An 11,615-nucleotide genomic window follows, 5' to 3' on the forward strand; every position below is an offset into this window, starting at 1 on the left:
GGCATGGGCATTCAAAGCACCACCTTCACCTGGGGGTGGCCGGTGAGCTCCCGGTACAGATCGTCCAACTGCTGCTTGGAGGTGGCGCGGACGGTACAGGTGACGGAGACGTACTTGCCGCCGCTGGAGGCCCGCATCTCCACGGTCTCGGCCAGGAAGTCCGGGGCGTGGCGCAGGACGATGTCCACCATGACCTGGGTGAAGTCATCCGTGCGGTTGCCCATGATCTTGATTGGGAAGTCGCAGGGGAACTCCAGCAGGTTGTCTTCGTTACCTTGCTCGCTCATGGCTTGCCGCCCCGCATGACGGTGCGCTTGTATTCCTGGTAGGCATTCAGCATGCGCTTGAATATGGGGCCGGGATGCCCCGCATCAACTCCATTGCCAACCGGGCGGCCATCCAGTCTGGTCACTGCCAGCACTTCCTTGGTGGAGGAGGTGATCCAAATCTCGTCGGCGCTGCGCAGCTCCGCCTCGCTCACGGGGCGCACCGCGTGGGCCATGCCGTGGTTCCTGGCCAGTTCCAGCACCACCTCGTAGGTGATGCCCGGCAGCATGAGGTTCGTTTCCGGCGGCGTCAGGATGACGCCCTCCTTGACGATGAAGGCGCTGCTGGCGGAGCCCTCGGTGAGCCAGCCGTCCCGCAGCAGCAAGGTTTCGGCGCAGTCCGCGTCCACGGAAAGCTGGCGCAGCAGCACGTTGGCCAGCAGGGAGGTGGCCTTCAGGTCGCAGCGCAGCCAGCGGTTGTCCTGGGCGGTGATGGCGGCCACGCCGTGCTCGATGTAATCCGGCGGCGGCGGCTTCAAGGCCATGGGCATGAGGAACACGGTGGGCCGCACCTGTTCGGGGAAGGGATGGTCCCGGCCGGGACCGGCACCCCGGGTGACCTGGAGATAGAGCCCGATGTCTTCCCAGGGGGCCTTTTCGATCATGGCCTGGATGATCTGCCCCCACGCTGAATCGGCATGGGGGTTTTCCAGGCGGATGCCTTCCAGGCTCTGGTCCAGGCGCCGCAGGTGATCCGCCAGGCGGAAAGGCTGGCGGTCGTAGACGGGAATGACCTCGTACACCCCGTCACCGAACAGGAAGCCCCGGTCCAGCACGGAAATGCGGGCTTCCTCCAGGGGGAGGAATTCGCCGTTCAGGTAGATGGTGGGCATGAAGCAGTCGGCAGTTTGCAGGAATCAGCAGGCAGTCAAGGCTATCGGTATTGCTGCCAACTGCATACTGCCGACTTGCTGCTTGTCTATTTGAACATCAGCAGCAGGTTGTCCCATCCCCGGCCCAGGATGCCGGCCACGGGCACGTCGTGGAGGGCGCGCAGGGGGTAGTCCCCCACCAGTTCGCCGTCCACCGTCAGGCGCAGGGAGCCCACCTTGGCGCCGCGGTTCACGGGGGCCAGCATGGGCTGTTGGGTCACCACCTTGGCGTCGATGCGGCCGGCGGTGCCCCGGGGCACGGTGACGTAGAGGTCCTGGGTGAAACCCGCCTGCAGGTTGTTGGCGGAACCCTTGTAGATGCGAAGGGTGGAGACGGCCTTGTTGGCGGGATACAGCTTCACGGTCTCGAAGAACTGGAAGCCGTAGTTCAGCAGCTTCTGGCTTTCCATGGCCCGGGCGCCGTCGGAGCTGGTGCCCAGCACCACGGAAAGCAGACGGCGACGGTCCCGCTGGCCCGAGGCGATGAGGCAGTAACCGGCGCTTTCCGTGTGGCCCGTCTTCACGCCGTCCACGCTGGGGTCCATGTACAGGAGGCGGTTGCGGTTGGGCTGGCGGATGCCGTTGTAGGTGAAGTCCCGCTCGGCATAGAGCTTGTAATGCTCCGGGTAGGTGTTGATCAGGGCCGTGCTCAGCCGCGCCAGATCCCGGGCGGTGGTGTAGTGCTGGGCGTCGGGCAGGCCGGTGGAATTCACGTAGCGGGTGCCGGTCATGCCCAGGCGCTTGGCCATCTGGTTCATCATGGAGGCGAAGCCCTCCTCGGAGCCGGCGATGGCCTCCGCCAGGACGATGCAGGCATCGTTGCCGGACTGGATGATCATGCCCCTGAGCAGGTCTTCCACCTTGGCGGGCTTGGTGGGCTCCAGGAACATGCGGGAGCCTTCCGCGCGCCAGGCCTTCTCGGACACCGGCAGGGTCTGGTCCATCTTGAGGCGACCTTCCTTGATGGCGGAGAAGGCCAGGTAGGCGGTCATGAGCTTGGTGAGGGAGGCAGGCTCCACCCGGGTGTCCGCGTCCTTTTCCGCCAGGGGCAGGCCGCTGGCGGTGTCCACCAGCAGCCAGGCCTTGGCATTCAGCTGCGGCGCGGGGGGAATGGGCAGTGCGGCCTGGGCGGCCGGGGCTAGGAGGGTAAGCGCGAAGACGAAGACGGAGGACAGCTTGGTGAACAAATTCATGGGCAAAACGGTTTCCTGCTTAAACGGGCTCTTGCGGATTGTAAAAAAGACGTCTGCCGGCCCGAAGCCGGCATGGCGTCCGCGGGCAGGACCGGAACTGAGCCCTAGCGCGCGACCTGATAGGGCTTGATGCCGAAGTCCTGCTGGTAGGCCAGGCTGAGCCGCGCGGCGGCGGCGGGCGTGGCGAAGGGACCGGCCTGTACCTTGTACAGGTTGCCAGTCTGGACTTGGGCCAGGCCAGGAAGTTCCGTGCCGAACCGGGCCTTGATGCGCTGGCCCAGGGCCTCCGCGGCGGCGGGGGAGGAGACTGCGGCCAGTTGCAGGTACAGGCCCGAGCCCGAGGTGGCCGTGACAGCGGCTTCCGTGCTGGCGGGGCGTTCGCTCACTACCTTGAAGGCCTTGAGGCCCATCTCATCCCGCAGCTGGGCGGCAGCCCGGTCCGCCTCTTCTGGCGTGGCGAAGGGACCGGCCTGAACCTTGTACAGGCCGTCGATGGCGATGCGCAGCACCCCGGGAAAGTCCCGGGACAGGCGGGCGGTGATCTTGTCCAGCAGGTCGTTGGCCCGGGCCTGGCTGGAGAAGGCCCCCAGCTGCAGGTAATAGCTCACTGCGGGCTTGGCGGCTTCCATGGCCGGGACCGCCACCGTGGGTTCGGCCGGCTGGGGCTTGACCTCAGGTGCGGCCGCGGCGGCCAGGGTGACGGGCTGGGTGGTGGGCTCCACCACGTCCTCTGCCGCCTGGGCGGCGAAGGAGCTGGGGGCCGTCTCGGGCAGTACCGCTTCCACGGTGACAGGCGTGACCCCCTTCAGCACATCCAGCTTGTAGGCGGCAGTGTAGGACAGGTCGATGAGCCGGTTATCGTGGAACGGGCCCCGGTCGTTGATGCGTACCACCACGCTCTTGCCATTCTCTGCGTTGGTGACCCGGACGTAGCTGGGAATGGGCAGGGTGGGATGGGCGGCGGTCATGGCATACATGTCATAGGGCTCGCCCGAGGACGTGGGCTTGCCGTGGAACTTGCGACCGTACCAGGAGGCCTTGCCGTCCTGCCTGTAGCCCGCGTTGGAGGTCATGGGCGTGTAGCTCTTGCCCAGCACCCTGTAGGGGTTGTTGGCAAAGGCATGCAGGGGTTCGTCCCTGGGCACCGCGTCGGGAACGGCATCCAGGTTGTCAGGCGTGCTCAGGCCCGGGCCGTCATCCTTGTAGTAGCCGCCGCCCTTGTAGGGGGGGGTGACACTGGCGGATTTGGTGCTGGGCTTGCCGGGAACCTGGGCGGTGGGCGGTGTGCTGCTGCAACCTGCCAGGTAGGCGCTGACGGCAAGGGCCAGAAGGGGGAGGTGGGAGCGGAACGTCATCGCAGATAGGCGGCCGGGGCCGGCCAATCGTTACAAGATGCTCCAAGTCTAGCGCGTATCCACTATGTTTTTACAAGTTTTTTATGGGTCGCCAGGCTCATCAGGATGCCAAAACCTGTCAACACCGTGAGCATGGACGTGCCACCGTAGCTCACCAGGGGCAGGGGCACGCCCACCACGGGCAGGATGCCGGACACCATGCCCATGTTGACGAAGGCGTAGGTGAAGAAGGTCAGCACGATGGAACTGGCCAGCAGGCGGCCGAAAAGGGACGGGGCGCTGGCGGCCAGCCAAAGACCCCGGCCGATGATGGCACCGTAAAGCAGCAGCAGGAACAGATTCCCCACCAGGCCGAATTCCTCGGAAAAGACCGCAAAGATGAAGTCCGTGCTGCGTTCCGGCAGGAAGTCCAGATGGGTCTGGGTGCCCCCCATCCAGCCCTTGCCCGCCATGCCGCCGGAACCCACGGCGATGGTGGACTGGATGATGTGGTAGCCCGCCCCCAGGGGGTCTGAGGTGGGATCGACGAGGGTGAGCACCCGCTGGCGCTGGTAGTCGTGCAACAGGTAGTTCCAGGCCAGGGGCAGGGCGGCGGTGACGGCCACGGCGCTCCCCGCCAGCACTTTCCAGGACAGGCCCGCCAGATAAAGCACGTAGAACCCGGAGGCGGTGATCAGCAGGGAGGTGCCCAGGTCCGGCTGCTTGGCGATGAACCCCACGGGCAGCAGCAACAGGATGCCCGCGACGACGAAGTCCCTGCTGCCCAGGGTGGCTTGCTTGTAATGGAAATACCAGGCCAGCATCATGGGGGCCGCCAGGCGTATGAGCTCGGAGGGCTGGATGCGTGTCAGCCCCAGGTCGAGCCAGCGGCGGGAGCCGTTCACCACCACGCCGAACAGGGCCACCCCCAGGAGCAGGAGGACACCCAGCACATAGGCCGGTACGGCAAACTGCATGAGGCGCTGGGGCGGGATATGGGATACCAGGAACATGGCCCCCAGGGCGATGCCCAGGTTGGTCAAATGGGCCAGGATCTTGTCGCTGCTCCCGCCCGAGGCGCTGAACACCGTGGCCGTGCTCAACAGCAGCAGGATGGCCAGGAGTCCCAGGAGGGGGGCGTCCAGGTGGGCGAATAGGCGCTTGAGCAGGCGGGCGATCATTGCGGGGTCTCCACGGGGGGGGCATCCCCGGCGCTATCCACGGCGGGGCTGCTGTCTTCCAGTTCTTCCTCGCCGGCCGCGATTTCCTCGACCACGGCCACGGTGGGAAGCTTGCCCAGCAGCCAGTAGTCCATGACCTTGCGGGCGATGGGGGCGGCGGTGGAGCCGCCATGGCCACCGTTCTCCACCATCACCGCCAGGGCGATCTTGGGATTGTCGGCGGGGGCATAGGCGATGAACAGGGCGTGATCCCGGTGATGGGCGGCGGTACGGTGCTCGTCGTAGCGGGCGCCCTGCTTGATGCTCTTCACCTGGGCCGTGCCGGTCTTGCCGGCGATGAGATAGGGCGCGCCGGCGCCGGCCCCGGCCGCCGTGCCGCCGGGCAGCATTACATCGATCATGGCTTCCCGCACCAGTTGCAGGTTGCGCGCCTTCAGGGGAATCCTGCCCATCACCTGGGGCGCGGCCTGGGTGACCCTGCCGCTTAGGGGGTCCTGCCACGCCCGGATCAACTGGGGCTTGTACATGACTCCTTCGTTGGCCAGGGCCATGGTGGCCACCGCCAGTTGCATGGGGCTGGTGAGCATGTAGCCCTGGCCGATGCCGGCGATGACCGTCTCTCCTGGCCACCAGGGCTGCTTGAAGCGGCGCTGCTTCCATTCGGGCGTGGGCAGCAGGCCGGAGAGCTCGCCATCCAGGTCCACCCCGCTTTTCTGGCCGAAGCCGAACTGTCCCAGGAAGCCGGCCATGCGCTGGATACCCATTTCCCGGGCCAGGCCGTAGTAATAGGTGTCGCAGGACACGGTGATGGACTTCTTCAGGTCCACGGTGCCATGGCCCTCCTTCTTCCAGTCCCGGTAGCGGTGGCTGCTGCCGGGGAGGGTGAAATAGCCCGGGTCGGAGATGGTGTCCCCCGGCTGGCGCACGCCCAGTTCCATGCCCGCCAGGCCCATGAAGGGCTTGATGGTAGATCCCGGCGGATAGATGCCCCGCAGGGCCCGGTTGATGAGGGGGCGCTCGAAGGCATCGTTCAGTTCTTTCCAGGTGGCCACGTCGATGCCGTCGATGAAGAGGTTGGGGTCGAAGCCGGGCTTGGACACCAGGGCCAGCACGCCGCCGTTGCGGGGGTCCAGGGCCACCATGGCGCCCCGGTAATCGCCGAATACGGCTTCCGCCACCTGCTGCAGGCGGGAATCCAGGTGCAGCCAGAGATTGTGGCCGGAGACCGGCGCGGTGCGGGACAGGATGCGCACGGCGCGGCCGCTGGAGTCCGTCTCCACCTTCTCGATGCCGGTGCGGCCGTGGAGCCATTTCTCGTAGCTGGCCTCGATGCCCAGCTTGCCGATGTGGTCGCTGCCCTTGTAGTTGGCGGCAACGCCTTCCACCTCGAGCTGGTCCTGGTCCCGCTGGCCGATGCGGCCGATGTAGCCCACCACGTGGGCGAAGCTTTCGCCGAAGGGGTACTGGCGGAACAGCCGTGCTTTCACCTCCACGCCGGGGAAGCGGTAGCGGTTCACGGCGAAGCGGGCCGCTTCCTCCTCAGACAACTGATTGCGCAGGGGGATGCTCTCGAAATTCTTGCTTTCCGCCAGCATCTTCTTGAAGCGTTTGCGGTCCCCGGTGTCGACGCTGACGATCTGGCCCAACTGGTCGATGAGCTCGTCCAGCTTGCCAGCCTTGGAGGGGGTGATCTCCAGGGTATAGGCGGAGTAGTTGTGGGCCAGCACCGTGCCCATGCGATCGTAAAGCACGCCACGGGACGGGGGGGCCGGCACCAGGGCGATACGGTTGCTCTCGGCCAGGGCGTGGTAGCGGTCGTACTGGACCACTTGCAGCCAGACGAAGCGCCCGAACAGGCCAAGGAGCATCAGCAAAACCGCCACGCCGGCGATCTCCATGCGGCGGCGATAACGCTGGAACTCCTCCTCCGGGTTGATCAGGCGGGGGCGCATGCCTTATTCGGTGTCGGCTTGCAAGGGCCTTCCGGTCAGCCGGTCCAGCAGCCAGGCCATGGGGGTCCACAACAGCGCGGCCACCACCCCTCCCGCCAGCCAGCGCCAGTCGGCATCGCCGTGGCCGAACAGGAGGCCCAGGGCGATGACCAGGGCTTCCTTGCCCAGCAACAGGGGGGCCAGCTGCAGGTTCTGCCGCGGAGCATCGAAGTTTTCCAGGCGACGCTGCAGCATCAGCACCACGAAGGCGGCAGTGCAGTAAGCCAGGGCGTTCAGGCCCATATGCAGGCCTCGCACCACGTCCATGACGATGCCCAGGATGAAGGCCATGCCCAGGCCGGCCAGGCGGGGCATGCGGATGTTCCAGTAGAGCAGGACCATGAAGGCGAAGTCCGGTATCAGCCAACGCACGCTGTCGGGCCAGGGGGACAGGTTGAGGGCCAGGCCCAGGGCCAACAGGCCGAGGACCTTGGTTCGGTTGGGCGGAACGATCAGTTCCGCGCCCTTGGGCAGGAAGGATTTGTCCAATTTGGCTGGGCGGCTGATCATGGCTTGCGTGGGGCTTGGGCAGGTCTGGCGCCGTCGGTGGCGGCTTTCGATGCCGGTGTGGCCGGCGCGGTCGGGGCCTGGAGCTGGAGCACCGTCACGTGTCGGTAGCGGCCCACGCCACCGATGGGGCGGCACAGGGCCTTGGCAAAGGGCGTGTGCCGTGGCGGCTCCGTCTTCACCACCTGGGCCACGGGGATACCGGCGGGATAGACGCCGTCGATGCCGGAAGTGTAAAGCCAGTCCCCTTCTTTCACGTCGGCGTGCATGTCCAGGAAGCGCACCTCCAGCAGGTTGTCCGCGCCGGAGCCGGAGACGATGAGGCGCAGGCCGTTGCGCAGGTTCTGCACAGGCGCCCCCTGGTCCCGGTCCGTCAGCAGGGAGACCTCGGCGCTGTAGGGAAACACCCGGGTCACCTGGCCCACCAGGCCTGCCCCGTCGATGACCGGACGCCCCGGGGTCAGGCCGTGGGCCTCGCCCTTGTTGATGATGACCTTGCGGGAAAAGGGGTCTCCCGCCACCTCCACGATCTCCGCCGCCACCGTGTTCACGCCGGGATGGTCCGGCAGGGATAGCAGGCTGCGCAGGTGGCTGTTCTCGGCAACCAGGGCCAGCCGGTCCTGCTGCAGGATCAACAGCCGTTCCCGTTCCCGTTGTAGGCGCAGGTTCTCTGCATGGAGTTCCCCATGGGTGACGAAAAAGCTGCCCGCTTCCCGGGTCCAGTTCCAGGGCATGGCCAAGCCCATGCGCACGGGATGGAGCAGGGCGTTAAGACCGTTGCGCACCTCGTGCAGGGCGGCATAGCGCGTGTCGATGGCGGCGATGATGAGGCTGACCAGCACATAGAGCCCGAAACGGGCGGGCAGGCCCATCTCCCTTACGAAGAGGGGGGCCTGGGGCGCGCGGGACATTGAGCGGTGAAGGATAAAGGGTGAAGGGGGAAGGGCTGGGGAAGCGAGTTGACCCTTCTCCCTTTACCCTTCCCCCTTTACGTCCTCGTCAGTCGTTGGTGAACACCGTGGCCAGGCGATCCATTTCCTCCAGGGCCCGGCCGGAGCCGCGCACCACGCAGGACAAGGGATCTTCCGCCACGATCACGGGCAGGCCCGTTTCTTCCATCAGCAAACGGTCCAGGTCCCGCAGCAGGGCGCCGCCGCCGGTGAGCACCATGCCCTTCTCGGCGATGTCGGCGCCCAGTTCCGGCGGGGTCTGTTCCAGGGCGGACTTCACGGCGGAGACGATGGTGTTGAGGGGGTCGGTCAAGGCTTCCAGGATCTCGTTCGAGGTCACGGTGAAACTGCGCGGAATGCCTTCCGCCAGGTTGCGGCCCTTGACTTCCATCTCGCGCACTTCGGAGCCCGGAAAGGCGGAGCCCATTTCCTTCTTGATCGCCTCGGCGGTGGCCTCGCCGATGAGCATGCCGTAGTTGCGGCGGATGTAGTTGATGATGGCTTCGTCGAACTTGTCGCCGCCCACCCGCACGGAGGCGGTGTAGACCACGCCTCCCAGGGAGATGACCCCGACCTCGGTGGTGCCGCCGCCGATGTCCACTACCATGGAACCGGTGGCCTCGGCCACGGGCATGCCCGCGCCGATGGCCGCCGCCATGGGTTCCTCGATGAGGTAGACCTGGCGGGCGCCGGCGCCGATGGCGGACTCGCGGATAGCCCGGCGCTCCACCTGGGTGGCGCCGGAGGGTACGCAGATGATGATGCGGGGACTGGGGTGGAACAGGCGGGTGTCGTGGACCTTCTTGATGAAGAACTTGAGCATCTGCTCGGTGACGTTGAAGTCGGCGATGACGCCGTCCTTCATGGGGCGGATGGCCTGGATGTTGCCCGGGGTGCGTCCCAGCATCTGCTTGGCTTCCAGGCCCACGGCCTGGATGATCTTCTTGCCGGACAGGCCTTCCTGGCGGATGGCCACCACGGAGGGCTCGTTCAGCACGATGCCCCGCCCGCGCACGTAGATCAGGGTGTTGGCGGTGCCAAGGTCGATGGCCAGGTCGGTGGAAAAATAGCCGCGTAGGAATCCGAACATGAAACGTTCCCGGTGGGGTCAAAAAATAGCTGTGCATGATACCCTACACAGTCTTACGAAATAAGACGTTAGCGGCGAAATGTCCCTATCCATCGATGACGTGAAGCGCATTGCCCACCTGGCCCGCATCCGGATCTCGGAAGCGGAGGCGGCCCAGACCCAGACCCAGCTCAACGGCATCTTCGGCCTCATCGAGGAGATGCAGGGGGCCGACACGGCCGGCATCGAGCCCATGGCCCACGCCCAGGACCTGTCCCAGCGCCTGCGCCCGGACGTGGCCATGGAACCCGACCGCCGAGAGGCCTACCAGGCCGTGGCCCCCCAGACCGAGAACGGTTTGTACCTGGTGCCCAAGGTCATCGAGTAATTCTGCGAGTCAGCCCCCCATGTCGTTGCATACCATCAAGCAGCTTGCCGACCAGCTGGCGGCAGGAAAAGTTTCCAGCGTGGAGTTGTGCCAGGACTACCTGGCCCGCATCGAGCGCCTGAACCCCACCCTGAATGCCTTTGTCACCGTGGACCGGGACAAGACCCTGGCGGAGGCCGCCTCCGCCGACGCCCTGCGGGCCTCGGGCCAGGCCGGCCCCCTCACCGGGGTGCCCATCGCCCACAAGGACATCTTCTGCACCGAGGGCTGGCTTACCACCTGCGGCTCCATGATGCTGTCCAACTTCGTCTCGCCCTACGACGCCCACGTCATCCAGCAGTTCAAGGTGGCGGGCATGCCCTCCCTGGGCAAGACCAACATGGACGAGTTCGCCATGGGCTCCTCCAACGAGACCAGCTTTTTTGGCCCGGTGAAGAACCCCTGGGACCTGGCCCGGGTGCCCGGCGGCTCCTCCGGCGGCAGCGCCGCCTGCGTGGCGGCCCGCATGGCCCCTGCCGCCACCGGCACGGACACCGGCGGTTCCATACGCCAGCCGGCGGCACTCACCGGCATCACCGGCCTGAAGCCCACCTACGGCGTGGTGTCCCGCTACGGCATGATCGCCTTCGCCTCTTCCCTGGACCAGGGCGGCCCCATGGCGCAAACCGCCGAGGACTGCGGTCTGCTGCTCAACGTCATGGCGGGTTTTGACGAGCGGGATTCCACCAGCCTCCAGCGCGAAAAAGAGGATTACACCCGGGAGTTGACGCAAACCCCGGCGACCAAGCCCCTGGCCGGCCTGAAGATCGGCCTGCCCCGGGAATTCTTCGGCGAGGGCCTGACGGGCGATACCGCCAAGGCCGTCGAGGAGGCCATCGCCCAATATCGCAAGCTGGGCGCCGAGACCGTGGAAGTGGGCCTGCCCAACTCCAGGCTGTCCGTGGCCGCCTACTACGTGCTGGCCCCGGCAGAGGCCTCCAGCAACCTGTCCCGTTTCGACGGCGTGCGCTACGGCTACCGCACCCCCGAGTACACCGACCTGCTGGACATGTACGAGAAGAGCCGGGCCGAGGGCTTCGGCAGCGAGGTGAAACGCCGCATCCTCATCGGCACCTACGTGCTGTCCCATGGTTACTACGACGCCTATTACATCCAGGCCCAGAAGCTGCGCCGCCTCATCGCCAACGATTTCAGCGAAGCGTTCAAGCAGTGTGACGTGATCCTGGGCCCCACCGCCCCCACCACCGCCTTCAGGCTGGGGGAGAAATCCGACGACCCGGTGCAGATGTACCTCTCCGACATCTACACCATCGCCGTGAACCTGGCGGGCCTGCCGGGCATGTCCCTGCCCTGCGGCTTCGACTCGGGCGGCCTGCCCATCGGCCTGCAGCTCATCGGCAACTATTTCGGCGAGGCGCGCATGTTGAATGTGGCGCACCAGTACCAGCGCGCCACGGATTGGCACGCGCGGGCGCCGGCGCTCTGAGGACACCCATCGGGATGCACGGTGCCATGAACCCGCGTCGTCAGCCCTTGCGGGCAACTTTCTTCGTGCGACTCGTTGTGGCGGTGACGCCGGGATTGCTCCTGACCGGTTGCGTCGACACCACGGCCAAGCGGACTGTTTACGAATCCATGCAGGGCGCGGCCCGGCAGAACTGCTACCTGTTCCCCGATGCGCGGGAGCAGACGGAATGCCTCCAGCAGCACTCGTTGCCCTTCGAGCAGTACAGTAAGCAGCGCGAGGCGTTAGGGCGCGACAACACAGCACAGCCCTGAGTCTGGCTGAACGAACAGGAACCAC

The 11,615-nt window shown here is 66.1% G+C and carries 12 protein-coding genes; 3 read left to right on the forward strand and 9 right to left on the reverse strand.

Annotated features, from left to right (window positions below; genetic code table 11):
- Positions 1–11 precede the first annotated feature (11 nt).
- The 9 genes from H6935_11050 to H6935_11090 all read right to left on the reverse strand — a co-directional run bounded on the left by H6935_11050 (position 12) and on the right by H6935_11090 (position 9,444).
- Positions 12–287 (reverse strand): DUF493 domain-containing protein, encoded by a 276-nt coding sequence (locus H6935_11050; GenBank protein ID MCP5278882.1) that lies wholly within the window; start codon positions 285–287, stop codon positions 12–14.
- Positions 284–1,159 carry a D-amino acid aminotransferase gene (locus H6935_11055; GenBank protein ID MCP5278883.1) on the reverse strand — a complete coding sequence of 292 codons (876 nt, stop codon included), beginning with the start codon at positions 1,157–1,159 and terminating at the stop codon, positions 284–286. The genes H6935_11050 and H6935_11055 overlap by 4 nt, the downstream gene beginning before the upstream one ends.
- 86 nt (positions 1,160–1,245) lie before the next feature.
- Entirely contained in the window at positions 1,246–2,391 is a 1,146-nt protein-coding gene (locus tag H6935_11060; GenBank protein MCP5278884.1) for a D-alanyl-D-alanine carboxypeptidase, read from the reverse strand.
- A gap of 104 nt (positions 2,392–2,495) precedes the next feature.
- Positions 2,496–3,746 carry a septal ring lytic transglycosylase RlpA family protein gene (locus H6935_11065; protein MCP5278885.1) on the reverse strand — a complete coding sequence of 417 codons (1,251 nt, stop codon included), beginning with the start codon at positions 3,744–3,746 and terminating at the stop codon, positions 2,496–2,498.
- A 62-nt stretch (positions 3,747–3,808) separates the two neighbouring features.
- A complete protein-coding gene (gene rodA, locus H6935_11070) occupies positions 3,809–4,906 on the reverse strand; it encodes a rod shape-determining protein RodA (GenBank protein MCP5278886.1) in 1,098 nt (365 codons plus the stop codon).
- Positions 4,903–6,858: a penicillin-binding protein 2 gene (gene mrdA / locus H6935_11075; protein MCP5278887.1), complete on the reverse strand. Its 1,956-nt coding sequence runs from the start codon at positions 6,856–6,858 to the stop codon at positions 4,903–4,905. Before mrdA ends, rodA begins: the two co-directional genes overlap by 4 nt.
- Before the next feature lie 3 nt (positions 6,859–6,861).
- On the reverse strand, positions 6,862–7,407 hold the full coding sequence (mreD, locus tag H6935_11080) for a rod shape-determining protein MreD (GenBank protein MCP5278888.1): 546 nt from the start codon (positions 7,405–7,407) through the stop codon (positions 6,862–6,864).
- Positions 7,404–8,315, reverse strand: a complete 912-nt coding sequence (gene mreC / locus H6935_11085; GenBank protein ID MCP5278889.1) for a rod shape-determining protein MreC — start codon at positions 8,313–8,315, stop codon at positions 7,404–7,406. The genes mreD and mreC overlap by 4 nt, the downstream gene beginning before the upstream one ends.
- A gap of 88 nt (positions 8,316–8,403) precedes the next feature.
- Positions 8,404–9,444: a rod shape-determining protein gene (locus H6935_11090; protein ID MCP5278890.1), complete on the reverse strand. Its 1,041-nt coding sequence runs from the start codon at positions 9,442–9,444 to the stop codon at positions 8,404–8,406.
- Between the two features lie 79 nt (positions 9,445–9,523).
- Here H6935_11090 and gatC point away from each other — a divergent pair, with 79 nt between their 5' ends.
- From gatC to H6935_11105, 3 genes are read left to right on the forward strand one after another with little or no spacing between them, the layout of a single operon-like run.
- Positions 9,524–9,811 carry an Asp-tRNA(Asn)/Glu-tRNA(Gln) amidotransferase subunit GatC gene (gene gatC, locus H6935_11095; GenBank protein MCP5278891.1) on the forward strand — a complete coding sequence of 96 codons (288 nt, stop codon included), beginning with the start codon at positions 9,524–9,526 and terminating at the stop codon, positions 9,809–9,811.
- 19 nt (positions 9,812–9,830) lie between these two features.
- Positions 9,831–11,297, forward strand: a complete 1,467-nt coding sequence (gatA, locus tag H6935_11100) for an Asp-tRNA(Asn)/Glu-tRNA(Gln) amidotransferase subunit GatA (GenBank protein MCP5278892.1) — start codon at positions 9,831–9,833, stop codon at positions 11,295–11,297.
- 26 nt (positions 11,298–11,323) lie between these two features.
- On the forward strand, positions 11,324–11,590 hold the full coding sequence (locus H6935_11105; protein MCP5278893.1) for a hypothetical protein: 267 nt from the start codon (positions 11,324–11,326) through the stop codon (positions 11,588–11,590).
- The last annotated feature ends 25 nt before the right edge of the window (positions 11,591–11,615 follow it).

It is taken from the genome of Thiobacillus sp. (genome assembly GCA_024235835.1).
In the GTDB taxonomy this organism is placed as follows: domain Bacteria; phylum Pseudomonadota; class Gammaproteobacteria; order Burkholderiales; family Thiobacillaceae; genus PFJX01.